Below are 25,979 nucleotides of genomic sequence, written 5' to 3'. Positions count from 1 at the left end.
TACTGTATAAAAATACAGTGCATGCAATGGGGGCTACTATGAAAATTGAATTAACCATTGATCGCACAAAGAAACTTCCCGAAGGCGCGGAAGCGGCACTTGAGAAAGAACTGCTTAAGAGGCTCAATAATCAGTATGAAGGTTGCAGCTTGGTTATTCGTCGCGCCGGGTCTGACGGCCTAAGCGTTTATGGCGCTGAAAAGGACGACAAAAAGAAAGTTGAAAAAATCCTCCAGGAGACCTGGGAGAGCGCTGACGACTGGTTTTATTAACATTGCGCTTAATGCTGGCGCGCATTTTTCAGAATACCGCAATTTGCGTATCCCTTTGATGCTGCTGCCGACAATTTTTAACCGCGTCTGTACATCGCCTGAAGGGAGAACAAAAATTGAGTAATTCAGCTTTGCAAAAATCAGAAGATAGCTGGTATGACATTGTAAGAAGATCTGATGGCTGCGTAGTGTTTAGCTTTCCATCATCAGGCAGGCATCTTATCTATCGTGTAAATGGCATGGTATCTATGCGTCCTTTGCTGGATGATGAAGAAGTTTTTACTCCCAACGGTTTTATGCATTTTATTCGCCGTCTCGGCTACCGGGTAACACCACCTTCTGATAATATGAAATCAACGGCCTGAACAACCGTTAACCTTCTGCGCCACGGAGAATACCATGGCGCACGAATTACAACTCATCAAGCAGTCATCTGGAATTCTGATCCCCGCAACGCCGGAGACCAGTGATATTCTGCAATCAAAAATCAAACTCGGCGCCGTGCTGGTGGCTGAGTTCCGTCAGGTGAGGAATCCTGCATTCCATCGCCGCTTTTTCGCGTTGCTTAATCTTGGGTTTGAATACTGGGAACCCACCGGCGGCGCCATTTCTGCCAATGAGCGCAAACTGGTAAACGGTTATGCAAAGTTTCTCGCTGCATATGGCGGGAATGAAAGCGCATTACTGGATGCGGCTGAACAGTATCTGGAACAGATTGCAAACCGCCGGGTAACAAACGGAATTAGCCTCTGTAAATCTTTCGATGCATACCGCGCATGGGTGACGGTTGAGGCTGGTCACTATGACGCCATCCAGTTACCGGACGGCACCCTTCGCAAACATCCCCGCAGCATCGCTTTTTCCAGCATGGATGAGGTCGAATTTCAGCAGTTGTATAAATCCGCGCTTGATGTTCTCTGGCGCTGGATTTTATCACGTACATTCCGTACTCAGCGCGAGGCCGAGAACGCCGCCGCCCAGCTCATGAGCTTTGCGGGGTGATGGCGATGAAATACTCCTGGTTCCATCATCACGACTGCACAACCGAGCAGGCCGACACGCTGATATCGGATTATCAGAAGCGGGGCGTAAGGACAGAAAAGAGCCTGAACCCTGACTTCATTACCTGGACTGTCAGCGCGAAATTACCTGAATATGCACACCGGGTGCGGACGCCAAAATCCTTACGCCAAAAGGTCTGGGGGTGAACATGGCTAAATTACCGCGCCGTAAGTGCGCAAACAAAGAATGCCGCCAGTGGTTTCACCCGATACGCGAGGGGCAGATCGTTTGCTCGTACCAGTGCGCCAGCGCCGTCGGCAAAGAACAGACCAGAAAAGCTCGCGAAGCCGCGCAACGTAAGGCGCAATCCCTTCAGCGCGCCGCTGAGAAAAAAGAACGCGCCGCCTGGCGCCAGCGGAAAGCCGCGGTTAAGCCGCTGAAGCACTGGATTGACTTGACGCAGCGCGCCGTAAATGACATTTGCCGCGAAACCGAACTGGCAGAAGGACTCGGTTGCATCTCCTGTGGAACGAAGACGGCGTTCGCATGGCATGCAGGCCATTACAGGACTACGGCCGCCGCGGGGCATCTGCGCTTCACTCGCTTCAACATCCATCTTCAGTGTGATGTCTGCAACGTCTACAAATCAGGGAACATCGAAGCATATCGTGCCGCGCTGGTTGAGCGTTACGGGGAGGCGGCGGTGCTGGCACTCGAGAACAATAACACCCCGCACCGCTGGACGGTCGAGGAGCTGAAGGAAATCAGGCTCGCGGCACTGGCGGATCTGCGTGCGCTAAAAAAGCTGGAGGCCGCATGAAACCAGAACTGATCGAGATACTCCGCATGCGCTGGTTACGTCTCCGAATTTATCGATACCGGGGATCTTTTCCTGTGGCATACCGCATTCTTCGTAATTACGTCCGCATTGAAGCAAAACGGGAGCATCGAAATGAATCTTGAGTCCTTACCGAAATATTTTTCACCTAAATCCATGATGCCCGGCGCAGTACCATGCGGAATAACGTCTGATACGCTGACTATTACTGACGTAATGGCATCCCTCGGGCTACTTACTGCAAAAGCCGCAGTGGGTATTGAATTGTATCTTGCAAAAGCTGGGGTTTTATCTTCTGAAAATATCATCGCCTATATCAGGCTATTAGCAGAGCAGCGTGCAGAACGGCATGGGGCATTACGGAAAATGGAAGAGGGTAAGCGTTCAAAATTTCTCGACACTATGGCGCGTTATGTATTTCGCGATTATTCCCTCAGCGCGGCCAGCCTGGTGACGTGCAGTAGCTGTCATGGTGCTAAATTAATTGATGCTGAGGTTTTCACGAACAAGGTTACCTACCCGGATGGTAAGCCACCAAAATGGGTAAAAGATACGAAAGGTATTTCTCCGTCCGACTGGGAGGTGTGGAAATCAGTTCGTGAGCAGGTGCGCGTAGTGTGTAAGGCGTGTGATGGCAAAGGCCATGTGAAAAATGAATGTCGTTGCCGGGGACGCGGAGAAATTCTCGATAAGAAAAAATCTGAGTTGCAGGGCGTGCCGGTTTATAAAAAATGCCCAAGATGCAAGGGAAGAGGCTACCCACGTCTCAAAGATACCGAGATTTTTAAAGCACTAGGAGTAACGGAAATGGTATGGCGGTACAACTATAAACTGTTTTTCGATCGGCTGGTGGAGCATTGCCATATTGAGGAATCGTATGCAGAAAAGGTTCTGGGAAACGTGACTCGATGACCAAAATAATTTAGCTATTGCAAACTTAACGGAAAATGGCTAACCTGATTCCAACGATGGGTTATTATGCCTGTGATGTTACAAGAATTAAGAACCTCGCCTCGGCGGGGTTTTCTTTTATGGATTCCCGACGCCAATAAGACAAAGTGCGGGGAGTGATGCGGAGTCTACATGTTCCAGCCGACCGCAAAGCTCACACAGGCAGGACCACAATCTGATACCGCGATAGCTTTTGCTGATCGCGCCGGAGCGGTAACCGGCAACAATTTAAGCCTCGGTGATTGCCGGGGCTTTTCTGTTTGTGCCGTCCGGAATAATCCCTCTGAGTTTTGTCGTTAATCCACCGGGCGGCCTTCCTACTTCACACTGCGCCATCCGAGCTATCGGAGGTGAGGCTTATGAAAATGCACAACGATCCCCATTCAATGGACTCACAATCTATTTTTGCTGGCTCACAATTACTGCCAATGGAAAAAACTTCTCATTTGGCTCTGAGCGTCGGATTTCGCTCTCACTTAGCGTGAGTCCACGTCCGATTTCAGTTGCAGTTATTGTGAGCCAAAATTTGCGCTGATTGCGAGTCTGACTTTTTTCGATTGTGAGTCGTTACAGATAGCCGCCGGGCCAGACACCACAACGGTACCAGGTGGCGTTATGTGCTAGAAACCGAAATTCTTGAACATCTCATTACTACTCATATCGTTGGCTGGCGCACGGTTCATCGACTCCATCTGCTTAATCAACCCTATGCTAGCACCAACAGGCCCCCCGACGCTGAAACCGACGCTGCTGGAGCGGGTTTTGCTGGTGCTACTGCTGTGGGTTTGACTACGGGTGTTACAGTTGCTTTGGTGTGTCCGTGTGAGACCATTTTCGTTGAGCTGGCTATCTTCACTTTGGGTGCAGTTTCCCTGTGACTGGCTGTGACTGTCTCCTGTGGTGTGGTTGCGGCTATCCGTGTGCCACTCGCTATAGCCTCCCGCCGGCGCAATGATTCCGACCGATGTACCGTGGGTGGCATAGGGAGGCATGACCATGCCACTACAGCCACCGAGCAGTAACGCGGTGCCGACGATAAAAATGAACTTACCCAGAGCGGTGTTTTTCATTAGTTCCTACCTATTTCTTCTCGTTGGTTATTTCTATGCCCTGCCTTGGCAGGGCTCGCTATTATTCATTCTTCAACTGTGAGATCAAGTTATTTTAATTAAATCGGTATTATTCTTAATTGTGTTCTTTATGAATAAATATCCTCCGGCTATGCCGGAGGATATTTATTATTTCCCCTCATAACTGAGAGGCCCCACACAACCAGAGGGGGATGAATGTCCGAATCGATTTCTGGTACTGGGTTAGCAGGTGGCATCCTGACAGGAGCCAGTGTCTATGGACTGCTGACCTGTATTAGCTCAGACCTGAACTGGTTACTGTGTTGTAGCATCGTGGGATTTTGCATTTTTTGATGAGTGTCAATTACTAAATTCGTAGGCGATTCTTGGTGGTGATGTGTGACCCATCTCTTTTAAAATGATATTGGTATACTCGACTACCGGGCCTCTTGGATTACTGTCTTCTTTGTCCTGAAGGTGAGTCAACGCGTGTACAACTTCATGAATAAATGAGCGTGTTGTATCAAATTGTTGTGGGCCATCATTACTTTCATAGTACTCTGGTATTGAATCATCGTCTGTATCATCCAGGTTGAGGGCAATCACTTTTCTGCCTTCTGAACTCTCCAGGTCCTCATCAGTTACGGTAGTACCAAAGTTTTCTCCGGCTCCCAGCAACCAGCGTTATTCTACATCATGCAATTCCTGGTCGTAGGCATAATTCATCAGTCTGCGGAATGTCCCGCTTTGAGTGTATGCATCTTCAAGTATGCGTGATAGCACCTCACGGCATTCATCATAGGTATCATCATCAATTTCGATATCAGGATCCATTCCTCCTGGTCCAGAGATAAGGTATTCAGCAAGACACATTGGTTCCAGCCTGGCTTTATCATCGGTAGCAAGACCATCATGTTGGAGGCGTAATTGAGAAGGATTATCTTGGTGTTCTGGAAGGTCTGGAAATACCTTGCTGTCATGAGGATGGGATAATCCATATGTTGACATCATATTATTGATAAATATTGGTTTAATTCCCGTTGGCATGATGAGTTACACATCCTTTTTATTACATGGAATTAACATTCTATAAATAGCATGTTTTTGTCAAACAGAATTCACTCAGCACGCAATCAATTAAGCTAAAAGCTAAATTTGCAGTATTTGTGCCTCACCTCCATTAAAATTGTACTCTGCGTGATTTTACTTTCAGATTCTGCAACCACAGGCAATCCTGTTTTACAAGATATTAAACCCTGCAACCCAACCATTTCACTCACTCTAGTTACCATCCGAAATCATCGGAGGTGAGGCTTATGAAAATGAATGACAAGACTCCTGAATTCTGGGCTGCGGTTTTGACCGGACTCAAAAATGCGTGGCCCCAGATACTTGGGGCGTTAATGGCCGGACTCATTGCCTACGGCCGACTGATATACGACGGCGCCACCCGTAAAAATAAATGGCTTGAGGGCGTCCTGTGTGGCGCTCTTTCCTTATGTGTCACCAGTGCGCTTGATGTGGTAGGCCTGCCGGTTTCCATTTCGCCTTTCGTTGGCGGAATTATTGGCTTTGTCGGTGTGGACAAGCTGCGCGAAATCGCAATTAGCGCACTCAAAAAACGTGCAGGGGTTAATGATGAGAATCAGTGAAAAAGGCATTACCCTAATCAAAGAGTTTGAAGGTTGTAGCCTGACAGCTTATCCGGACCCGGGAACGGGGGGAGATCCCTGGACGATTGGTTATGGCTGGACCCACTCTGTTGACGGTAAGCCAGTTAAGCCCGGAATGATGATTGACGAGGCTACTGCCGAGCGCTTGCTTAAAACTGGTTTAGTCGGTTATGAAAATGATGTGTCCAAACTGGTTAAGGTCAAGTTGACGCAAGGCCAGTTTGATGCGCTGGTGTCGTTCGCGTACAACCTCGGCGCCCGGACATTATCCTCATCAACTCTGCTGCGGAAGCTAAACGCTGGTGATTACGCCGGCGCCGCTGATGAGTTCCTGCGCTGGAATAAGGCTGGTGGCAAAGTACTGAACGGGCTTACCCGTCGGCGTGAGGCGGAGCGTGCTCTGTTCCTGTCATGATGTTCAACTGGAAAACGATGTTTGTTGGCCTGTTGCTCGTCTCGCTAATTGTTGCCGGTCGGCTGGCAAATCACTACCGCAATAACGCTATCACTTACAAGTACCAGCGTGATACTGCTACTCACAACCTGAAGCTGGCGAACGAGACAATTACCGACATGACGAAGCGCCAGCGTGACGTTGCCGCCCTCGATGAAAAATACACGAAGGAATTAGCTGATGCACAGACCAGGAATACTGATTTGCAGCGCCGCCTTGCTGCTGGTGGCCGGGTGCGCGTCGAAGGACGATGTTCAGTGCCCACCGAGACCAAAACCGCCAGTACCCGCCGCGTGGGCAATGCTGCCACCGTCGAACTCTCTCCAGGTGCTGGACAAAACGTTCTCGATATCCGCGCCGGGATCATCAGCGACCAGGAAAAACTGAAGTATTTGCAGGAGTACATCCGGACGCAGTGCAAATAAAAAAAATTCCCCGCAGGAGGGAAAACGGAACTGGCCTGCAGGGTGTCATAAAGAGCACAAAATGTCTTATAAGGGGATATACGGACATATGTCGCATACCATGGTACTGAAGAAAAAGACCTCATGTATCAACGCAGCGTAACCAGACGCTAAAAACTGGTACACCTCATGAAAATAACTCAATGGCTGAAAAGCCTCGTCCATACGGAGCAAAGAGAAATGCCGGATATGAAAGATATCGTCACCGACGACATGGTGAAAAACGCCCTCAAATCAGACGCCGTTACCATCGCAGTTAAAACGCAGATTAAATCCACTCTGGATCAGCAGATTGACGCCGCTGTCGATACCGCATTGACCTATATTCTCGGTAGTGATGCTGATAATACGGTTATGCAGTAGGTGAGATCAGGCATTACAGCAGCCCTTCAGTGAGGGGCTACAATAATGCTTTATTCGTATGAATCCGAAGGGTAATCTGAAGGCTCCAATTACCTAATGGATGGTTTATGATGGACAATTATTTTAAATCTAACGATAACCGAGTATCTGATTCTGAGTACCAGCGTTTAGTGGCTACCAAAGCTGCTCTTGAAATTATCAAGGCCGCCGTATCTGCCCCTACCAATGCGAAAAACGTGTCTTATGATTTGGAGGAGGCAATAAAATACCTTCCGCGGTTGACTGATGCTATTCAGGAAACGATTGGTAAATAACGTTTCATTTTAGTTTTATTATCTCACCTTAAATGTGAGTAAGATTAAGACAAAAGCTACCTACGGGTGGCTTTTTTATGGCTCTAATGATAGGAACATAATCATGGCAAAACCGGACTGGGAGGCCATCGAGACGGCATACCGGGCCGGAGTGATGTCCCTCCGTGAAATTGCGTCACATCATGGTATTAGTGAAGGTGCTATCCGCAAGCGCGCAAAGCGTGATGACTGGTCCCGTGATCTTAACGCCAGGATTCAGCAAAAGGCTGACGATCTGGTACGCAAACAGGAAGTACGCAAAACGGTACGCACCAAAACGGAACTTACAGAACGCGTACTGATAGAGGCCACAGCGGAGGTAATAGCCTCGGTACGCATGGAGCACCGGGGCGATATTCGCCGGGCCCGGGAACTCACAAACACGCTTTTTGATGAACTTGGTGCGCAGTGTGCTGATGTGGTGGCGCTGGAGCAACTGGGTGACATCATGTTCGATCCTGACGATAAAGGCCGTGACCGGCTCAATGAAACTTATCAAAAAGTCATCAGTTTGCCTTCCCGTGTGAAATCTCTGAAAGATCTGAGCGACAGCCTGAAAACGTTGATCGGCCTGGAGAGAGAAGCATGGAGTATAGGTGCTGTCAGTGAACCAGAAAAAACGCCTCTACCAGGAAAAAATACTGATCTGACAACTGATCAGGCAGCGGAGCTATACAAAAAAATGATGGGTTAATTATGCCGTTACCATTCTCCTTCGATTTCAAACATCCAGATTACCAGATGGTGTTTGAATGGCGGATGGAACGCTTACAGCGCATTCGCCAGCATCCTGAGATGCTGCCCGCGTTGAAGCAGTTTTATCGTACTAACCCGGCTCAGTTCATCATCGACTGGGGTATGACGACGGACCCGCGTAATATCGATTATGGCCTGCCGGTCACCATCCCTTTTCTGCTATTCCCGAAACAGGAAGAGTGGATTCACTGGATTATGGAACGCTCGCGTAACCATGAGAATGGTCTGACTGAAAAAAGCCGCGAAATGGGGTTGAGCTGGACATCTGTCGGTCTGGCCAGTGCGTTATGTCTGTTTAACCGTGAAATGGTTATAGGGTTTGGTTCCCGTAAAGAGGAGTATGTCGATAGCACGGTTGATCCAAAAGCGCTGTTCTGGAAAGTACGCAAATTTATAGCAACTCTTCCTGCCGAGTTTCGGGGAGGCTGGGACGAGAGAAAGCATTCACGTTTTATGAGCGTGGAGTTTCCTGACACTGGCGCGGTAATTAAAGGCGAAGCTGGCGATAATATCGGGCGCGGTGACCGTACTACGCTTTATTTTGTGGATGAGGCCGCCTTTCTCCAGCGGCCATTACTTATTGATGCCGCGCTTTCCCAGACAACTCGTTGCCGTATCGATCTCTCATCGGTTAACGGCATGAATAACCCCTTTGCGCAGAAGCGGCACAGCGGAAAAATCTCTGTGTTTACGTTTCACTGGCGTAGCGACCCGCGTAAGGATGATGAGTGGTACCGCAAGGAGTGCGAGAAAATTGATAACCCGATCATCGTTGCTCAGGAGCTGGATCTTAATTACCAGGCATCGGCAGAGGGTATCCTGATCCCATCAGAATGGGTACAGGCTGCGGTTGACGCACATATCAAACTGGGGATTCAGCCCAGCGGTCAACGGCTCGGTGCAATGGATGTCGCCGACGAGGGGCGGGATAAAAACGCCTGTTCCCTTCGTTACGGCTTCCTGTTGAGTGATGTCCAGGAATGGTCGGGTAAGGGTAGTGACATCTATGACTCCGTGGTTAAGGTCTTCGGCCTGTGCGATGACTTTGGTGCCGATGAGTTCCGCTTTGACGAGGACGGGTTAGGCGCTGGCGTTCGTGGTGATGCACGCGCTATCAACGAACTACGGGAAGCTGAGGGTACAGATCAAATTACTGCCACACCATTCCGGGGGAGTGGAAGCGTTTTTTATCCTGAAAATGAAGCTGTTCCCGGTGATAACGGCAAACCGGCACGTCTGAATAAGGACTTTTTCGCCAATGCCAAAGCTCAGGGCTGGTGGCATCTTCGCAAATTATTCCGCAATACATTTCGTGCGCTAAAGGGCATGGAGTATGACCCGGATGAGATTATTTCCATCAGCAGCACGATGGAAAATAAAGACAGGCTTTTGATGGAACTGTCACAACCCACCTGGTCGAAAAATGCCGTCGGAAAAATTCTTGTTGATAAGCAACCTGACGGGACGAAATCTCCTAACCTGGCAGACTCAGTGATGATTGCTTATGCCCCGATGGAAATGCCCGTCGTAATTTCTGATGATTTTATGGAGTGGATTTGATGTGGCTTTTTAAACGTAAAAAAACGGTGATACCGCCAGAAAGTCCGCCTGAACCACATCCGATGACGATCAGCGATGAGGTGGTTGCTGAGGCCGGACAAAAACCGCAGCGTGAATTTGTTCGCTATGAGCCACCGCCGGGAGTCATTCCCGAAGACATACGCAATGCTGTACTGGCAATGGACTCGACTCCCTACGATACACTGAACAGCCAGTATCCTGATTTTGTGTACGGAGGATTTCCGGGCTATCCGTATCTGGCACTTCAGGCGCAGTTACCAGAGTACCGGCGCATGGTCAGTGTGATTGCCGAGGAGATGACCCGCAAATGGATAAAGGTTAAGGCGGTCGGGGAAGGGGACGACCGCCGCGCGCCGCGCATAGCGCAGCTTACTGATGCACTGGAGCGCTATAACGTACGGGATGCCTTCAGGCTGGCGGTGGAGCATGACGGCTTTTTCGGGCGAGGGCAAATTTATATCGATGTGCGTTCGCCATCGGGTATGTCGGCCTGGACTGACCCGGCGGAGCTGGAGTCCAGGCTGTTTATTTCCGACAAAAAAATCCCGAAAGGTTCCCTGCTGGGGCTTCGTATTATTGAACCCGTCTGGACGTATCCGGGTATGTATAACGCGGATAATCCGCTGAGTGATGATTTTTACCGTCCGTCCGAATGGTACGTAATGGGAAAAACGGTTCACGCCAGCCGCATGATTGATCTGATTTCTCGCCCGGTTCCGGACATGCTGAAGCCGGCCTATAACTTTGGCGGCCTGTCACTGGTTCAGATTGCCGAACCTTACGTCAACAACTGGCTGCGTACACGCGACAGCGTGGGCGATATGCTGCATTCGTTTTCGCTGAGCGGGATCATGACGGACATGAGCCAGGCGTTAACGGGGAAAAGGGACCCGAATTACGCAAAACGCGCGGAGCTGTTTAACCGTACCCGTGATAACCGCGGGTTGTTGATACTGGACAAAACGAAAGAAGAGTTTTTCCAGTTCAACACCCCTCTGAGCGGCCTCGACACCCTTCAGGCGCAGGCACAGGAACACATGTTCTTTGTCAGTGCCATACCGTCAGTAAAGTTCGCCGGGCTGAGTCCTACGGGACTGAACGCGTCGAGTGAGGGTGAAATCCGTGTGTTTTACGACACCATCGCTGCACTTGCCACTCGCCTTCTGAAGAAACCGCTGAAAAAGGTACTGGATATTATTCAGTTGTCTGAGTTCGGCGATATCGATCCTGATATCACTTTTGAATTTGAACCCCTGCATGAACTGACGCGCGAGCAACTGGCGAATATCCGTAAAACTGAAGCGGAAACAGATCAGATTTACGAGAGCGCCGGAGCGGTGACCAATAACGAGGTACGCGAACGGCTGGCTACTGCGCCGGACAGCCCGTACAGCGGTATTGACCTGAGCGGAGAAATCGAAATTGACGACACCGAAGAAAATCCGCCGCAAGACCCGAACGCAGACCCTGAGACGGATTTCACCCAACGCGGGGATTGAGGCCTGGTACCGCAGACAACTGGATAATGCCGTCAGTGAGATGCACAACAGCGTACTTTACTGGCTGCGGGCTGAGTACCGTAAAACAGACCTCGCGCAGGATGCGTCCCCCGTTAACCGGATGCGTGGTGCCATGCAGCAACTTGCCAGGCGCTGGCAGAAAAAGTTTGACGAAATGGCCCTGCGGCTGGCGAGGCGGTTTGCCGGTGATGTCCTGAAAAACAGCGATGCGTCACTGTCCACTGCGCTCCGTGATGCCGGGTTTACGGTTCCTTTCCGTATGACAACGGAGATGAACACCGCACTTCAGGCCAGCATCACGGAGAATGTGAATCTCATCCGCTCCATCCCGCAGCAACATCTCACCCAGGTGGAAACACTGGTCATGCAGTCTGTTGGCTGGGGGCGTGACCTGAAAACTCTGACCGATGAACTGGAAAAACGCTACGGCGTCACACGACGGCGCGCGGCGCTGATTGCCCGCGACCAGAACAATAAAGCGACCTCGGTAATGCAGTCGGCCAGACAACGCTCGGTGGGCATCACTGAAGGTATCTGGCGGCATTCCCGCGCGGGTAAAACATGGCGCCCGTCGCATGTGAAGGCGAACGGTAAACGTTTTGACCTGCGAAAGGGGATGTTTCTGGATGGTAAGTGGGTACTGCCGGGCGAAGAAATCAACTGCAAGTGCGGCTGGGAGGCCGTTATTCCCGGACTGGAGAAAAGATGATTATTACCGAAATGCTGGCGTTTGACCGGGCATCGGTAAGGCAGTTCGATAAAGTAGGTCGCCTCCAGATTGAGCGCAGTAATCTCAGCAAGGCTAACGTCTGCGGTTATTTCGGGCATGAAATACCGGGGGCGGAAGCGCTGGGACTCGACCCTCAAAAACTTTATCAGCTTTACCGTGACCCCGATGAACTGCGCAAGGCAGTTTCAACCTTCAACAATATTCCCGTCCTGTGCCGACACAAACCCGATTATCCGGGCGCGCCCGCGCGCGAGTACCGGGTGGGGACGACTCATGCCAACGGCGAGTTTGACGGTACCTATCTGGTTAACGGCATGTCCATCTGGGACAACTCCGCCATCGCGGGGATAGAAACGGATGAACAACGGGAAATCTCATCGTCATATGCCTATGTGGCAGATATGACGCCGGGAACCACCCCCGACGGTGAACCGTATGACGGCGTTATGCGGAATATCGTGGGAAATCATGTGGCGCTGGTCGGCGATGGCCGGGCGGGGCCGGACTGTCTTGTCATGGACTCTCTCCCTCAGGAGCTAAAACGCATGAAACTGAGTAAAAAAGAAGTGGCGGTGCTTACCGCGCTGGGAACCTATCTTGCGCCGCGTCTGGCACAGGATGCAGCTCCCAGGGATTTGTTACGCCTGATGGCGCAGCATAAGCGCCCGGCAGCTATCGCCAGCGCGGTAAAAACTGCTTACAGCGAACGGCTGGCACAGGATATGGATATTGAACCGGCGGAGCTGGCGCAACTGATGGAATCAGCAGAAGCCGTGCCGGAGCTGGCCGGGGACGATGATACCGGGTTAACTGACGAGCCGAAGGCATTTGATACCGACAGCCCGATGGAAAGTGTACTGGCGTTGCTGTCCGGCAAAGTTCCTGATGATGTGCTGGAAAAAATTAAATCCGCACTGGCTCCGGCAACTGACGAAGACCCCGAAATAAAAGAGGCTGATGTGAAACCCGACGATGGGAAAGTCGATAAACCCGCGATGGATGCGGCAATCAGGCTGGCAACTGACCAGGCAACGAAACGGGCTGCTGAAAATTTCCGCGCCGTTCGTGTGGCTGAAACCGAAGTGCGACCGCTGATTGGCGATGTGGTGGCGATGGACTGCGCCGAAGAGGTTTACCGTACCGCGCTGGAGCAGACGGGGATCGATATCCAGGGCATTCACCCCAGCGCGTACCGCAGCATGGTGAAGTTTGCCGTTGAGCAGAAACAGACGGCCAAAAGTCCACGCGTGGCGATGGACCAGGCCAGCGCATCGACGTTTGCAGCAGATTTCCCCGGTGCAAAACTGAAACGAGGTTACTGATATGAATACTTTTCAGACACACATGAACCAGTACCCGGCACCGGGGATTCCGGGGGCATTTGCCAGTGATAACCCTCACGCCTCGTATGTGGCGGGAGAAGACGCGCTGATTACCGGCCCTGACGGACTGGTTATTGCCCGGTTTGCCTGGGTAACCAAAGGCGTTGCCGCCAATGAGGGAACCGGTGCGCCGGCGGGTTTTGTTCCGCGCGACGGGCAGGCTTCTGTTGTGGAATGGCTGGCTGGCGACTCGAACACTATTTACCCGGGACGTGAATGTACCCTGATGGTATCGGGGGACTTCTGGGCGCTGACCACCACCGCTGCGACGGTCGGGCAGAAAGTTTTTGCCTCCCTGACCACCGGGGAGATAGCCACAGGGGCGGCAGGCGCCACGATGGCGGGTTTTGTCGAAACCGGGTTTTCCGTTGCCAGCGCTGCGGCGGCGAAAGAAGTTATTAAGATCAGCACCTGGAGCAAATGATGAATAAATTTAAACAGCATTATGCGACGGTAAGCCGCGACTACGGGATTATCCTTCCCGGTGCTCAGGCGTATCTGCCGCCGGAATACGCTGCCGATTACGGACTGGCGATGGACGCACAGCCTGCGCTGGTTACAGCGGCTAACAGTGGCATCCCGGCGTATTTCACCAATTACGTTGAGCCAGAACTGATCCGCGTGCTGGTGACGCCGATGAAAGCCTCTCAGATTCTGGGCGAAACCAAAAAAGGTGACTGGACGACACTGTCGGCACAGTTCCCGATTGCAGAATCTGCCGGGGAGGTGAGTTCCTACGGGGATTACAGCAACAACGGTATTGTGACGTCTAACGTCAACTGGGTACCGCGCCAGAGCTATCACTTCCAGACGTTTACCCGCTGGGGCGAGCGAGAGCTGGATATGTACGGCGCAGCCCGTATTGGCTGGGCAGCAGAGCTGAACGTGGCATCGGCACTGACGCTGAATAAGTTCCAGAATAAGTCCTACTTCTATGGTATTGCCGGACTGGCGAACTACGGTTTGCTGAATGACCCGTCGTTATCCGCACCGATAACCCCGGATACCGTGGACGGTAAGCTCAAGTGGGACGACAAGGACGGACAGGGCGTGTATGACGATGTCGTGAAGCTCTTTAAACAACTGGTGAAACAGACTAACGGCCATATTGAGCGTACCGACAAAATGAAGCTGTGCATGTCGCCGCTGGCGGAGGTGAACCTCACCAAGACTAACCAGTACAAGGTTAACGTGTCCGATCTGCTGGCGAAAAACTTCCCGGCGATGACCATTGAAACGGCGGTGGAATACACCTCTGACGCTGGCGAGCTGGTACAGCTTATCGCGGAGCGTCTGGGGGAACAGGATACAGGCTATTGCTCTTTCACTGAAAAAATGCGCGCCCATGCGGTAGTGACTGAATCATCTGCCTGGAAACAAAAAAAATCTGCCGGTACCTGGGGGGCGATTATTCGCCAGCCGCTGGCGTATGCACAAATGCTGGGGGTGTGAGTCATGGCTGAAATGGTAACTGTGGGCTGCAAACTGCCGAATGGCATAGTGCTGGAAGTGGGCCAGAAACGGGTTCAGGTAGCAGGCTGGCGGAATAACGCCGTTAAAATCGTTGGGGGCTATGGCCTGACGCAGGTTGAAAAGGCGTTCTGGGAAGCCTGGCTGGCGGAGCACTGCCAGCAACCTTATGTGAAAAACGGCGTTATTTTTGCGCAGGACAAGGCGAACAGCGCTGCCGCGCAGGCTACGGAGCAGAAAACCGTGAAATCCGGCCTTGAACCGCTGCCGCAGAAAAATCCGGCTCCGGGCATTAACCGCGATGATGAAGTGATGGACAAACCTCAGGAGTAAAACGGTATGGGTACGGTAACGTTTGACTGGCAGGCATTTTCGGCCCTTTACCCGGAGTTTTCCGCTGTTGGTCAGGTTGCCGCAGCCGCCCTGTTCGGTAAAGCGACCGCGCTGTACCTGGATAATACGGACGACAGTCCGGTTACCGACCTGAACGAGCGGGAACAGCTTTTGTTCCTGCTGGTTGCTCACCAGTGCGCGTTGCGTGGATTCGGCAAAAGCGGTGACGGGCAACCGGGGCTGGTGGGACGTATCACCAGTGCGTCGGAAGGTTCTGTTTCCGTCTCCGTGGACAATAGCGGCAGTAACGATGCGTCGTGGTGGTATCTCCAGACACCTTACGGCGCTGACTACTGGCAGGCGACGGCACCGTACCGTTCAATGCAGTATCATTCCGGCGGCTCCCCTTCGCGATATCCGGGGCATTATTACCGGGGATACGGGAGGGGGCGTCGATGGTAAACAAAGTCACGGGCGGCAAACAGTTCAGGCAGAAGTTGAAACAGGCCGCAGATAACCTTAAATCGGGCAAAAGTCTCAAAGTGGGTTTTCTTGAAGGGGCAACCTACCCCGACGGTACGCCGGTGGCGTATATCGCCGCCATTAACGAGTTTGGCGGTAGTGCGATTATACCCGCTCGCGAGCAGACGCTTCACTTTCGCTATAACGAAAAAAAGGGAGAAATCGGGCACCGCTTTGTCAAAGCCGGTAAGGGTAATTTTGCTCAGGATGTGGTTATTCCTGAACACACGGTCACCATTCCACCCCGTCCGTTCTTCCGTAAGATGATTGAACATAAAAGTCCCGAATGGGGCGAAAAAATGGTGACATTATTACGGGCGAATGATTTTGATACCGCGACCGCTCTGGTGTACATGGGGGAGCATATCAAAGGGCAGTTGCAGATGTTTATTCGCGACTGGAAAAGGCCGCCCAACGCCGCATCCACTGTCCGGCAAAAGGGCTTTAACAACCCGCTTATTGAAACCGGTCATATGATGAACAGTGTCGATTATTCTGTTGACGGGGGCAAAAAATGAACCTTCACGGTATTGTTTCCGGCGCGGTACGTCGGGTAAATCCTTATACGGACGCGCTGGTTTATCGCTCGCGCGGGAGTACACAGCAGGCGGATTATTCCCGCGTGCCTGAGTATGAAGATCCGGTTCCCGTCAGGGTACAAAAACAGGCCGTCACCCAGGCGGATTTACGCCATCTCGACAACCTGAACCGGCAGGGCGTTTTCGCCACACTGTATACCGACGGCAACTGGTGCGGGATTAACCGTACCCGGCAGCAGGGCGGCGACAAGTTCGTTATTGGCGATGAAACGTGGCTGGTGGTTGAGGTACCGGAAATCTGGCCGGACTGGACGAGGGTTATTGTATGTCTTCAGGTGTGACCCTCTCCGTTACGGAAAGCGATCTTTATCAGGCCCTCGGTGATTATCTCCGGGGGCTTTTTTCTGATGCCGGGATTGAACGAACACAGCAGAACCGGGTTCCGATGCCTCAGGGGGACTTTATCACCATGACAGGTATTGATGTTACCGGATTATCCACTGCGGTAGTGACATATTCTGCGCCGGAACAGGCAGGGGAAGGCTCTCAGCATATTACTCGTACCACAAAATGGCGTTGCCAGCTTGATTTCTACGGACCTCATGCGGCAGATAACGCGCAGGCGCTGGCAACGCTTTTTCGGTCTGAATTTTCCGTACAGCTTTTCCGGCAGACCGGCGGGCTGATTTCCCCGCTGTATTGTTCAGATCCCCTTAACACCACGTTCATCAACGGCCAGCAGCAGTATGAACCGCGCCGGACGCTTGATATTCAGATGCAGATTAACCCTGTGGTCACAACACCCCTGATGTTTTTTGACAACGTGATCACCCGGACAACGGAGGCTGATAATGCCAATCCCACTCAGTAAAGATGTACAGATAAATCCCGGTGTGCTGGCTGTGGCGGGTAATGCCGTCGATCTTAATGGCCTGTTGCTGACCGGAAATCCACTACTCCCGGTCGGCGGTGTGGTTCCGTTTTCCTCCCCGGATGATGTGGCCGCGTATTTTGGAGCATTATCCGATGAGTACGCACGCGCTCAGCTTTATTTTCAGGGCTTCAAAAATGCCACTAAGACGCCGGGACAATTGTTGTTTTCCCGTTTCAATCTTGCCGCATCGGCGGCCTGGTTACGAAGTGGTTCGTTTAAGGGCGTGACTATTGAACAGCTACAAAAACTTTCCGGTACGCTGACGCTGAGTATTAACGGGAAAAGCGCCAGCGCTGAGGTGAATTTTAACGGCGTAAACAGCTTCGCTGCTGCTGCAACGGCACTACAGACAGCGCTGACCGCGGCGGTGGCAACAGTGGTATTCGATACCACACAGAATGCTTTCGTCATTACTGCCGCCGGGGCGAAACCGGAGAGCACCACGATAACGTTCGGCAGTGGATCGGCAGCGGAACCTCTGAAGATGACCAGTAATACGGGCGCGGTGATATCTCAGGGCGCGCCTGTATCTGATGTACCTGACACGATGGCAGCCATTAAGGATGCTTCCCAGCAATGGGCGGGGTTTTCCACAGTATCTGAAGTCACTGACGAGCAACACCTGGCGTTTTCTGCCTGGGTAAACGGGCAGGGCAAGCGTTACTTTTATGTGGCATGGACAACCAGTGGTAAGGCCAAAGTAAAAGGGGATACCAGTCATATCGCGTACCAGATAATCACCGTCAATAACTACAGTGCTGTTGTACCGGTTTTCGCGTCTGATGGTAACCGGGCGGCTGCGGTACTGGGGTATGCGGCGTGCCTTGATTTTGTCCGACCAGAGGGGCGCGTGCCGTTCAAGTTCCGCGAGTATGAAGGTCTGGCCGCTGATGTTACCAGTGGCAGCGATTACGATGCGCTGATAGCCGCAGGTTACAACTTCTACGGAAAATATGCGGAAAACAGTGTGGTGGAAGATTACTGGGCTGATGGCACCATTACCGGCGATTTTAAATGGATGGACAGCTTCTGCGGGCAAATCTGGCTGAATGCCAATTTGCAGGGAGCTGTGATCTCGTTATTCAAGTCAAACCAGACTATCCCCTACAACAATGAAGGGCGGGCGCTGGTTGCGGCATCAATGAGTGACGTTATCCAGCAGTACAAACGCTGGGGCGGTATCCGTGAGGGGGTGACACTGACGGAGGCGCAGAAGAAGCAGATCAACAATGTTGTGGGGGAGGATGTTTCTTCAACGTTGTTTGCCACCGGCTACTACCTGTATATCGGCGATATGCTTCCCTCTCTGCGGGCAACCCGTAGCAGCCCGTCCTGTACGCTCTGGTACTGTGACGGCGGCAGTATCCAGAAACTTGTTATTGCATCCACGGAGATCCAGTAAATGTCAGGTAACAACAACACCATCACTGCGGCGGATGCCATTATCACGCTGACAGTGAATAACCTGTATCCCTCCGGCGTACAACTTCAGGGATTTGCAGCAGATAACGTTTATGGCACCGATCCGCTGGTACTGGCGGAAACCGTCCGCGGTATTGACGGTAAACTGTCTGCGGGATTTGTGTACAGTAACATTATCCAGACGTTTCATATCATGCCGGACTCACCCAGCCGGGATATTTTTGATACCTGGTCAACCACATCCCGGACCAGCCGGGCTGTATTCCGTTGTAATGCTGTCGTGCTGCTTCCGGCGATAGGCCGTAAATATACCTGCGTAAATGGCGTACTCAAACAATGGAAAGCGCTGCCTGACGCGGCGCGTACATTGCAGCCAGGACAGGCGGTTATCGAGTGGGAAACTATCACTCCGGAGGTTTTTAACTGATGGCCCGTAAAGAGAAATTTATCACTATTGATGGTCAGGGGCGGGATAACGGCAAGATATTTCACCTTACCGAAATGTCTGCCTCGCAGGCGGAATGGTGGGCGATGCGCGCCATTATGGCGATGGGGCGTGGCGGCGTGGAGTTACCGGATGATGTTCGCAGTATGGGGATGGCCGCGCTGGCGCTGGAAGGGCTGAAAGCGTTGTCAAAAATCCCGCCGGAAGAAGCCCGTCCACTGCTGGATGAAATGATGGAATGTATACAGTTTGTTCCCGATCCGAAAAATCGTGGTATACGGCGACTTCTTATTGAAGACGATATAGAGGAAATCACCACCAGGCTTAATTTACGTGCGGAGGTATTCAGACTGCATGTGGATTTTTTCAGTCCCGCCGCCAGCTAGATATTCCCCCGCGTTATCCCGGCCCCGACAGACCGTTCGGGGTGGTGGATTACGTTAACGTTCCCCGCACCATTGCGACCGTTATCTCCTCCGGTAAGGCTTCAAAAGCCGAACTGGATTCCGTACTTGGTGTGCAGGACTTATGGGATCTGCTTGAGATTATTCAGGTGGACGCCCATAACGAACGTGTGATGCAGGAGACACAGAATGGCAGCGGTACTTGATGAGCTGGTTCTGGCACTGGATATAGAAAGTAAGGACTTTACCGCCGGGGAACAGGCTGCGCACGCTGCACTGGACCGACTGACCGCCGCAATGGAGCGGGTGGCGGATGTTTTCGAACTGGGGCAAAAACAGGCCAGTAATGCCCTGGCGAAAACAGGCAGTGATGCGGATAAAGCTGCACGTGAGACGGAAGCCGCCGGTGAGCGCACGGGTAAGGCCCTGAAGAAAACAGGCTCTGACGCTGATAAAACTGCCGCGGGTATGGAACAGGCGGGGAAGCGAACCGGTGATGCCATCGCGAATACCGGAAAAAAGGCCGAAAAAACCGCCAAGAGAATGGAGGCAGCAGGTAAACGGGCATCAACGTTTTTTTCCGGCATACGTACTCAGATACTGGCGCTGGCAGGCGTCACCCTGACACTGGGGGGAATTAAAAGCCTGGTCACGGGGTTTGCCGGTGATCTTAACCGGCTGTCAATTTCCTCCGATGCCTTTGGCATGAAAGCGAAACATCTGGACGGCTGGATACGCGCAGGGCAGGCGAATGGTGCTGACGCTGGCGAGCTCACCGGGGCGTTTTCCCGGATTACGGATGCAAAAGCCGCGTTCAAAGCCGGAAAGTCCTTTGATCCTGTGTTGCAGGATTTGTTTCAGGTTGCAGCCCGTGCGGGTGTCAGTGTTGATTTAAATACCGACAGTACCGAAGTCATCATGCGCAAGCTGGCGTCTGTCTTTCCGCGACTGACAAAGTCAGAACAGACAGCCTACGGTAATGCGCTGGGGTTCAGTTATGCCGGGCAGCAGTTTCTTGGCTCAGGCCATGCTCTTCAGGATGTGGATGACTTTACATCCCGTTCGCAGGTCTCCGACGATAAAATCCGGAAAGCCCGCAAATTGCGGGAAGCCCTTGCAGAACTGGACCAGGTATGGACAATAATTGGTCTGACTATAGGTACGGCACTGATGCCGTATGCCACGGAATTCAGCAAATGGCTGGAGAAACTCGGTGACTGGATGCAGCAACATCCGGAGGAAGTGAACAAGTTTATCACCACATTTCTGAATAAAGTTGAGTCAGTGGCCTCCTGGGTGAATAAGGCTGCCGGAGAAATGGGGGGCTGGCAGAATGTCATTATTACGCTGACTGGGCTGAAAGTGGCGTCATGGGTACTGGGGCTGACTAAGGCCCTCAACGGTCCCGGCGGCCTTCTTTTTGCGATAACGGCGCTTTACCCGGTTGTTGACGGGTTAATGACATCCATCGTTGGCAGGAAGAATAAGGACTGGCTGGATTCGCATGGTTTTTTCTGGGCTTCAGACGGGACTTTCTTTTTCAATAAGAAAGAGATGGAGGAATACCAGGCAAAACTGGATGCCGGAGAAAAGCCTGGCAACATCACCCATGCACAATCACCTACAGTATGGCAGCAGGGAATGCTGGATACTCAGGCTTCTCTGGCAACCGGGAGGGGAGCAGCCTCCGGGGTATCCTGGCTACAGGGTATGCGTGCGACGCAGGAAAAACTCGGTAATGCCATGCAAAACCGCCCGCGTCCGACGAAGGCCGGGGAGGCTCTGTTAGGCTGGCTGCAACCGAAACTGTCCCAACTGGAGGCAAAATATAACCTGCCGACCGGACTGCTGCGCAGTGTTGCGATCACCGAATCCGGTGGTAATCAGTTTGCCGTCTCACGCGCTGGTGCGATGGGACTGTTTCAGTTCATGCCGCAGACGGCTAAGGAATTTGGTCTGAGGGGAAACGATGCCTTTGATCCTGCAAAATCCGCTGATGCCGCCGCGAGAAAACTTGGTGGCCTGCTGCGGTTTTTTCATGGCGATCTGGCTAAGGCTCTGGCGGCATACAACTGGGGTGAGGGAAATGTTCAGCGTAAGGGGCTGGCTGCTGCTCCGGAGGAGACCCGTAACTATATTCCCCGCGTTCTGGCGAATCTGCCCCATCCGGGGGCGGCAATGGCCGTACACTCGCGTCATCCGGCGCCTGTATCTCAGTCCACCGTAACGGAAACCACGCATATCGGGACGCTGAATGTCACTACAACCTCGGACAATGTGAAGGGCATTACCGATGATGCGCGTAGGCGTATCAGGAATTCGGCGCTTGTTTCAGTTTATTCCAGCGGGGTAACAGGATGAGTTTCTCTTTCGATAATCTTTCCCTGAATAACTTTTCGCTCAATGAAAGTAACGTACTGAGTGCCGTTCGTGGCGGCGGTGTCCTGGGACTCATTAACAGTGTACTGGCACCGTCATTCGGTATTTATTACGCATGGAATGATCCGGCTGGTGTTCACCTGAAGGGCGGGAGGCCTTTCTCCCCGGATTCTTTTGTTGTCGTTGAGGTGGGAGCGGAGGCTTCTGTTTCCACCGCCCCCGTCGAACAGGGAGCCTATACCACCTTTAATAAAATCCAGCGACCGCCGGAGCTGCATGTGACTTTCACTGTAGAGGGGTGGACGGCGTTTTCCGGGGCCGTCCCGAACCTGACAAATTTTTCCACCACCTCGCGATCGAATGTGCTGGAAACGCTTGAAATGATGCGTACCACAGCAGGACTTTACGATATTGAGACGCCGGACAAGACATGGACATCCTACGACCTGGTGAAATACGACTACCGAACGCGAAGTAATAATGGACCGACATTACTGACGGTCAGCGCAGTATTCCAGGCGGTAATGAATACAGGAGAGGTGTCAGTGGGAAGTACGGATAACCAGTCTCCCACGGACAACGATAAAGCAAAAGGGGCAGCATCGGTTAAAACTCAGCCAGTTACGGCGTCGGTGACACAACCGTCAGACGCTGACAGACGGAGCGTCACGAACAGGGGGATCACCTGATGCTGGAAATTGTTTTATCTCCCGTCAAAGCCCAGCAGTTTACGGTGACACTGGGTGCTCAGGTCTGCATCATTCGCCTGAATCAGCGTACTACGGGGATGTATATCGATATTACCGTTAACGGTGAACCGTGCCTGTATGGCGTGTTGTGCCTGAACAATAACCGGATTGTCCGATACGGATACCTGCCGTTTCAGGGTGATCTGTTTTTTTCCGACACGGAGGGGAACCACGATCCCGACTGGCGGGGGCTTGGTTCACGGTACCGGCTCTACTGGCTGTCGCCAGAGGAGCTGACATGAGCTATGTACAGCGTGACATTACCGTGGAGTTCACCCTGTCAGACGGGCGGACGTTCGACAATGGTAAGGGTAATATTCTGACTGTTTCAGGAGCTAAATGTTTTGCCACTGTCACGGTATATGGCGGAACTGCCGGAACGCAGATAACCCTGTATATCTGGGGGCTGTCTCCGGCGCATATGGCCGACCTGAGTTATCGGGGCGTGTGGCGACCCGCTCAAAGTACGGCCAATGAAATGCGGGTACGGGCTGGTGGTCGGCTTATTTTCGAGGGAGATATTACCGATGCGTATGCGGACTACAACCAGGCGCCGGATATACCCCTTATTCTGACCGGGCAGGTTAGTTTCAACCTGCGTAATCAGACAGCGGCCGATTTCAGCGCGAAAGGTGATGTGCCGGTTGCAGATATCATCCGTGCGCTGGCGTCATCTGCCGGGCTGAAATTTGAAAATCAGGGCGTCAGTCGCAGCCTGTCGAATCCACACTTTTCCGGAAACCTTGTACAACAAATGCTGGATGCCGCTTCAGCCGCCGATATTAACATCGACCTGGGGGACGCGGAGAAAGTCACCATCTGGCCGAAGGACAAAGCCCTGGATATTCCGGCTGTGCATATTTCGCCGGACCACGGGCTTATTGGATATCCGGTCTATACCATGACCGGCCTCAGCGCCACCACGACATTCTGCCCCGATCTTTTCATCGGTCGGCGGGTCCATCTGGAATCGTCACTACCTAACGTGACAGGCGATTACCAGTTAACCGGAGTGATACACACCATTACCTCGCGAACCGTGGGCGGTCCGTGGAGCTCCAACTGTACCATGACAAGGCTTAACGATAATGGCACAACCACTCAGTAATCCGACGGACGTAAACAGCGAAATCAATGCGCAGGACTTTATGCTGCGGCAGTTTCTCGGGAAACACGTATTTATCACTCTGGGGCAGGTAGTGGCGGTGGAGGGGGAGTTTATTGATGTCCGACCGATGGTAATGGGCGTTGCAGCAGACGGTTCCCCGGTTGAGCATGAGGTGATTTATAACCTTCCCGTATGGCGGCTACAGGGGGGCAGCAATGCGGTGATTATGCCGCCACATGTGGGCGATATTGGTTTCCTCGGCATCTGCGACCGGGATATCAGTGCGGTAAAAGCCACGCGTCAGGCCGCGATGCCGGGATCAAAACGTACTCATAACTACGCCGATGCCATCTGGTTTGGTGGTGTGCTTAACGGTGCGCCCGTACAGTTCGTGGAATTTGCTGACAACCAGATACGGGTTATTTCCCCCTGGAAAGTGGAGATTTCTGCGCCGGAAGGCATCGTGAACGCCTCGAAAAGTTTCACTGTTAACTCTCCAAAAATCGCGCTTAACGGGGATGCTGCCGTCAGCCAGGGGCTTAATGTTACCGGACAGTCTGAGCTTTCCGGTGGCGCGAAGATTGGCGGTATTGATTTTGGAAACCATGTTCACAGTGGTGTTAAGTCCGGCGGTTCGACCACGCAGGGACCGCAGTAAACAGGAGAAAATATGCAGTCACGATCGCTTCTTCTCGACACCGGGACATGGGACATCCTGCTTGATGATACCGGTAATCTTGCCATTACTGATAATCCCCATGCGGTAGCCCAGGATGTGGCGTGTGCGTGCAGTACCTTTCTGGGGGAGTGCTGGTACGACTCAACGTCCGGCATACCTTACTGGTCACGCATCCTCGGACACTGGCCCGGCACACAACTGGTGAATGCCACCCTGCAACAGGAAGCACTTAAACTGCCGACCGTGAGCGCCGCAATTTGCCAGGTCACTGTTGATAAAGCCCGGACAGTAACGGGAGTGCTGCGCATTACAGATACCAATAACGACATTTTTACGGTACTGCTATGAGTGAAAATAAATCTTTTTCTACCGCAGTACCCGCTGTGCGTATTACGGACAGCGGGCTGAACGTGCCGGATGAAGCGGATATTCTGAGCGGCAGGCTCAGCGATTTTTCTGGTGCGCTGGGCGGCGCAATGAGTACCAGTCTGAGCAGTCCGCAGGGGCAGCTTGCATCAAGCGAAAGTGCCATTATCGCGGATAAAAACGATCAGTTGCTGTATATCGTTAACCAGGTAAACCCTGACTTCTCCAGTGGACGCTTTCAGGATGCAATAGGAAAGATTTATTTCCTGGAACGACGCGGGGCTACAGGTACGACAGTAACGGCAACCTGCACCGGGCTGGTTGGTACGCTGATCCCGGCGGGCAGTATGGCGCAGGATGAGGCCGGTTATAAGTACGTCAGTCTGTCAGACGCTACAATCGGCGCATCAGGGCAGGTTGATGTGGTATTCCTGAATTTGTCCACCGGGCCTGTCGGCTGTCCGGCGGGAACTCTGAATAAAATTTATAAGGCAATACCCGGCTGGTCAGGTGTCACTAACGCCAGTGCAGGGGTACCGGGCAGCGACGAGGAAACCCGCGCGGACTTTGAAAATCGTCGGCGTAATTCAGTTGCCCGTAATGCCCGTAATATTCTGGAAGCCATCCGGGGTGAAATACTCTCTACGGTAGAAAACGTGGTGGATGTTTACGTCACCCATAATCCGAAAAAAACGGAACAAAAAGCCGGGGTCAGTCAGTATCCGTTAACACCCGGTTCGTTTTATGTTGGCGTGTACGGCGGCAGTCCGGCAGATATCGCGGTGGCCATCTGGCGTAAGGCTCCGCCGGGTATTGATATGAACGGCGACACAACGTTCACCGTTGCGGATAAGGAGTACGATCCGCCGTATCCTGAATACGCGATCACCTGGCAGACACTCAAACCTGTCAGTCTGCATGTCAGTGTGACGCTGAAAAAAAGTGACTATCTGCCCTCAGATATTACCCAACAGGTACAGCAATCTGTGTTGTCCACGTTTAACGGTACAGATGGTGGTCTGCGGGCAAGGGTGGCCTCTGTTGTCTCCGCAGGGCGCTACTATGCCGGCGTTTACAAAACCGATCCGGAAAATATCGATATTCTGAGCCTTACTGTGAGTCGTGACGGTTCATCATGGACAACGGCTGTCACTTTCGGGATAGATGAGATCCCGGTTCTGGATGTGTCGAATATCGGTGTGAAACTACAGGAGGCGTAA

At 52.3% G+C, this 25,979-nt stretch carries 37 protein-coding genes and 1 pseudogene; 36 read left to right on the top strand and 2 right to left on the bottom strand.

What is annotated here, in order from left to right:
* The first annotated feature begins 38 nt into the window (after positions 1–38).
* The 8 genes from J4617_RS06290 to J4617_RS06260 all read left to right on the top strand — a co-directional run bounded on the left by J4617_RS06290 (position 39) and on the right by J4617_RS06260 (position 3,548).
* The gene (locus tag J4617_RS06290) at positions 39–272 is read left to right on the top strand and encodes a DinI-like family protein (protein WP_021000648.1); all 234 of its coding nucleotides are present in this window, start codon (positions 39–41) and stop codon (positions 270–272) included.
* Between the two features lie 116 nt (positions 273–388).
* Positions 389–637, top strand: a complete 249-nt coding sequence (locus J4617_RS06285) for a hypothetical protein (protein ID WP_014343878.1) — start codon at positions 389–391, stop codon at positions 635–637.
* Between the two features lie 34 nt (positions 638–671).
* On the top strand, positions 672–1,274 hold the full coding sequence (locus J4617_RS06280; RefSeq protein ID WP_000929790.1) for a DUF1367 family protein: 603 nt from the start codon (positions 672–674) through the stop codon (positions 1,272–1,274).
* The gene (locus J4617_RS22935; protein WP_001241019.1) at positions 1,274–1,480 is read left to right on the top strand and encodes a hypothetical protein; all 207 of its coding nucleotides are present in this window, start codon (positions 1,274–1,276) and stop codon (positions 1,478–1,480) included. Before J4617_RS06280 ends, J4617_RS22935 begins: the two co-directional genes overlap by 1 nt.
* Positions 1,481–1,482: 2 nt before the next feature.
* Positions 1,483–2,094: a recombination protein NinG gene (locus J4617_RS06275; RefSeq protein WP_058114797.1), complete on the top strand. Its 612-nt coding sequence runs from the start codon at positions 1,483–1,485 to the stop codon at positions 2,092–2,094.
* Positions 2,091–2,237 carry a YlcG family protein gene (locus J4617_RS06270; protein ID WP_001617856.1) on the top strand — a complete coding sequence of 49 codons (147 nt, stop codon included), beginning with the start codon at positions 2,091–2,093 and terminating at the stop codon, positions 2,235–2,237. The genes J4617_RS06275 and J4617_RS06270 overlap by 4 nt, the downstream gene beginning before the upstream one ends.
* The gene (locus J4617_RS06265; protein ID WP_001047630.1) at positions 2,227–3,024 is read left to right on the top strand and encodes an antitermination protein; all 798 of its coding nucleotides are present in this window, start codon (positions 2,227–2,229) and stop codon (positions 3,022–3,024) included. The genes J4617_RS06270 and J4617_RS06265 overlap by 11 nt, the downstream gene beginning before the upstream one ends.
* A 398-nt stretch (positions 3,025–3,422) precedes the next feature.
* On the top strand, positions 3,423–3,548 hold the full coding sequence (locus J4617_RS06260; protein WP_001534733.1) for a hypothetical protein: 126 nt from the start codon (positions 3,423–3,425) through the stop codon (positions 3,546–3,548).
* A gap of 135 nt (positions 3,549–3,683) precedes the next feature.
* Here the strand turns inward: J4617_RS06260 and J4617_RS06255 are convergent, their stop codons facing one another.
* Together J4617_RS06255 and gtgA are read right to left on the bottom strand one after the other, a co-directional pair.
* Entirely contained in the window at positions 3,684–4,133 is a 450-nt protein-coding gene (locus J4617_RS06255; protein WP_000798705.1) for a hypothetical protein, read from the bottom strand.
* 360 nt (positions 4,134–4,493) lie between these two features.
* A pseudogene (gtgA, locus tag J4617_RS06250) lies at positions 4,494–5,180 on the bottom strand (type III secretion system effector protease GtgA).
* A gap of 275 nt (positions 5,181–5,455) precedes the next feature.
* Here gtgA and J4617_RS06245 point away from each other — a divergent pair.
* The 28 genes from J4617_RS06245 (at position 5,456) to J4617_RS06110 (ending at position 25,979) form a co-directional block, all read left to right on the top strand.
* Complete coding sequence (locus J4617_RS06245; RefSeq protein ID WP_001574216.1) at positions 5,456–5,785, top strand: phage holin, lambda family; 330 nt, start codon at positions 5,456–5,458, stop codon at positions 5,783–5,785.
* Positions 5,769–6,221, top strand: coding sequence for a glycoside hydrolase family protein (locus J4617_RS06240; RefSeq protein ID WP_000984583.1), 453 nt, complete (start codon positions 5,769–5,771; stop codon positions 6,219–6,221). The genes J4617_RS06245 and J4617_RS06240 overlap by 17 nt, the downstream gene beginning before the upstream one ends.
* 17 nt (positions 6,222–6,238) lie before the next feature.
* Entirely contained in the window at positions 6,239–6,685 is a 447-nt protein-coding gene (locus J4617_RS06235) for a lysis protein (protein ID WP_080069464.1), read from the top strand.
* A gap of 168 nt (positions 6,686–6,853) precedes the next feature.
* On the top strand, positions 6,854–7,087 hold the full coding sequence (locus tag J4617_RS06230; RefSeq protein ID WP_242413454.1) for a DUF826 domain-containing protein: 234 nt from the start codon (positions 6,854–6,856) through the stop codon (positions 7,085–7,087).
* A gap of 107 nt (positions 7,088–7,194) precedes the next feature.
* Complete coding sequence (locus tag J4617_RS06225; RefSeq protein ID WP_000969110.1) at positions 7,195–7,401, top strand: hypothetical protein; 207 nt, start codon at positions 7,195–7,197, stop codon at positions 7,399–7,401.
* A gap of 103 nt (positions 7,402–7,504) precedes the next feature.
* Positions 7,505–8,134, top strand: a complete 630-nt coding sequence (locus J4617_RS06220; protein WP_057515247.1) for a hypothetical protein — start codon at positions 7,505–7,507, stop codon at positions 8,132–8,134.
* 2 nt (positions 8,135–8,136) lie between these two features.
* Positions 8,137–9,756 (top strand): TerL protein, encoded by a 1,620-nt coding sequence (locus J4617_RS06215; RefSeq protein ID WP_080069458.1) that lies wholly within the window; start codon positions 8,137–8,139, stop codon positions 9,754–9,756.
* Positions 9,756–11,276, top strand: coding sequence for a DUF1073 domain-containing protein (locus J4617_RS06210; RefSeq protein WP_080069457.1), 1,521 nt, complete (start codon positions 9,756–9,758; stop codon positions 11,274–11,276). The genes J4617_RS06215 and J4617_RS06210 overlap by 1 nt, the downstream gene beginning before the upstream one ends.
* A gap of 40 nt (positions 11,277–11,316) precedes the next feature.
* Positions 11,317–12,006 (top strand): phage minor head protein, encoded by a 690-nt coding sequence (locus J4617_RS06205; RefSeq protein WP_080069456.1) that lies wholly within the window; start codon positions 11,317–11,319, stop codon positions 12,004–12,006.
* Positions 12,003–13,349 carry a DUF2213 domain-containing protein gene (locus J4617_RS06200; protein WP_080069455.1) on the top strand — a complete coding sequence of 449 codons (1,347 nt, stop codon included), beginning with the start codon at positions 12,003–12,005 and terminating at the stop codon, positions 13,347–13,349. Before J4617_RS06205 ends, J4617_RS06200 begins: the two co-directional genes overlap by 4 nt.
* Position 13,350: 1 nt before the next feature.
* Positions 13,351–13,833 (top strand): hypothetical protein, encoded by a 483-nt coding sequence (locus J4617_RS06195; protein WP_001534373.1) that lies wholly within the window; start codon positions 13,351–13,353, stop codon positions 13,831–13,833.
* A complete protein-coding gene (locus tag J4617_RS06190; RefSeq protein WP_001031913.1) occupies positions 13,833–14,861 on the top strand; it encodes a hypothetical protein in 1,029 nt (342 codons plus the stop codon). The genes J4617_RS06195 and J4617_RS06190 overlap by 1 nt, the downstream gene beginning before the upstream one ends.
* Positions 14,862–14,864: 3 nt before the next feature.
* Positions 14,865–15,212 carry a hypothetical protein gene (locus J4617_RS06185; protein ID WP_001534319.1) on the top strand — a complete coding sequence of 116 codons (348 nt, stop codon included), beginning with the start codon at positions 14,865–14,867 and terminating at the stop codon, positions 15,210–15,212.
* Positions 15,213–15,218: 6 nt separating this feature from the next.
* Positions 15,219–15,674, top strand: a complete 456-nt coding sequence (locus J4617_RS06180) for a DUF4054 domain-containing protein (protein ID WP_000537613.1) — start codon at positions 15,219–15,221, stop codon at positions 15,672–15,674.
* Entirely contained in the window at positions 15,668–16,252 is a 585-nt protein-coding gene (locus tag J4617_RS06175) for a hypothetical protein (RefSeq protein WP_001534354.1), read from the top strand. Before J4617_RS06180 ends, J4617_RS06175 begins: the two co-directional genes overlap by 7 nt.
* On the top strand, positions 16,249–16,614 hold the full coding sequence (locus J4617_RS06170; RefSeq protein WP_058656918.1) for a hypothetical protein: 366 nt from the start codon (positions 16,249–16,251) through the stop codon (positions 16,612–16,614). Before J4617_RS06175 ends, J4617_RS06170 begins: the two co-directional genes overlap by 4 nt.
* The gene (locus J4617_RS06165; RefSeq protein WP_001525438.1) at positions 16,599–17,144 is read left to right on the top strand and encodes a hypothetical protein; all 546 of its coding nucleotides are present in this window, start codon (positions 16,599–16,601) and stop codon (positions 17,142–17,144) included. The genes J4617_RS06170 and J4617_RS06165 overlap by 16 nt, the downstream gene beginning before the upstream one ends.
* On the top strand, positions 17,125–18,609 hold the full coding sequence (locus J4617_RS06160; RefSeq protein WP_058656921.1) for a DUF3383 domain-containing protein: 1,485 nt from the start codon (positions 17,125–17,127) through the stop codon (positions 18,607–18,609). The genes J4617_RS06165 and J4617_RS06160 overlap by 20 nt, the downstream gene beginning before the upstream one ends.
* Entirely contained in the window at positions 18,610–19,056 is a 447-nt protein-coding gene (locus J4617_RS06155) for a hypothetical protein (protein WP_000016414.1), read from the top strand.
* Positions 19,056–19,460 (top strand): hypothetical protein, encoded by a 405-nt coding sequence (locus J4617_RS06150; protein ID WP_001534365.1) that lies wholly within the window; start codon positions 19,056–19,058, stop codon positions 19,458–19,460. The genes J4617_RS06155 and J4617_RS06150 overlap by 1 nt, the downstream gene beginning before the upstream one ends.
* Before the next feature lie 41 nt (positions 19,461–19,501).
* Positions 19,502–19,684, top strand: coding sequence for a hypothetical protein (locus J4617_RS06145; protein ID WP_000228830.1), 183 nt, complete (start codon positions 19,502–19,504; stop codon positions 19,682–19,684).
* A complete protein-coding gene (locus J4617_RS06140; protein ID WP_080069454.1) occupies positions 19,668–21,839 on the top strand; it encodes a transglycosylase SLT domain-containing protein in 2,172 nt (723 codons plus the stop codon). Before J4617_RS06145 ends, J4617_RS06140 begins: the two co-directional genes overlap by 17 nt.
* A complete protein-coding gene (locus J4617_RS06135; RefSeq protein ID WP_001525483.1) occupies positions 21,836–22,546 on the top strand; it encodes a phage baseplate protein in 711 nt (236 codons plus the stop codon). Before J4617_RS06140 ends, J4617_RS06135 begins: the two co-directional genes overlap by 4 nt.
* Positions 22,546–22,848 carry a hypothetical protein gene (locus J4617_RS06130; protein WP_001534376.1) on the top strand — a complete coding sequence of 101 codons (303 nt, stop codon included), beginning with the start codon at positions 22,546–22,548 and terminating at the stop codon, positions 22,846–22,848. Before J4617_RS06135 ends, J4617_RS06130 begins: the two co-directional genes overlap by 1 nt.
* Positions 22,845–23,714 carry a hypothetical protein gene (locus tag J4617_RS06125; RefSeq protein ID WP_000122818.1) on the top strand — a complete coding sequence of 290 codons (870 nt, stop codon included), beginning with the start codon at positions 22,845–22,847 and terminating at the stop codon, positions 23,712–23,714. Before J4617_RS06130 ends, J4617_RS06125 begins: the two co-directional genes overlap by 4 nt.
* Entirely contained in the window at positions 23,695–24,372 is a 678-nt protein-coding gene (locus J4617_RS06120; RefSeq protein WP_001534334.1) for a Gp138 family membrane-puncturing spike protein, read from the top strand. Before J4617_RS06125 ends, J4617_RS06120 begins: the two co-directional genes overlap by 20 nt.
* Before the next feature lie 12 nt (positions 24,373–24,384).
* The gene (locus J4617_RS06115; protein ID WP_001191865.1) at positions 24,385–24,741 is read left to right on the top strand and encodes a hypothetical protein; all 357 of its coding nucleotides are present in this window, start codon (positions 24,385–24,387) and stop codon (positions 24,739–24,741) included.
* Positions 24,738–25,979: a baseplate J/gp47 family protein gene (locus tag J4617_RS06110; protein WP_080069453.1), complete on the top strand. Its 1,242-nt coding sequence runs from the start codon at positions 24,738–24,740 to the stop codon at positions 25,977–25,979. The genes J4617_RS06115 and J4617_RS06110 overlap by 4 nt, the downstream gene beginning before the upstream one ends.

This window comes from Salmonella sp. 32010601201800023SM, from assembly GCF_017572235.1.
GTDB lineage: Bacteria > Pseudomonadota > Gammaproteobacteria > Enterobacterales > Enterobacteriaceae > Salmonella > Salmonella enterica.
The sequence above is the reverse complement of the archived record's forward strand: the minus strand, read 5'-3'. Positions and strand labels throughout refer to the sequence as shown.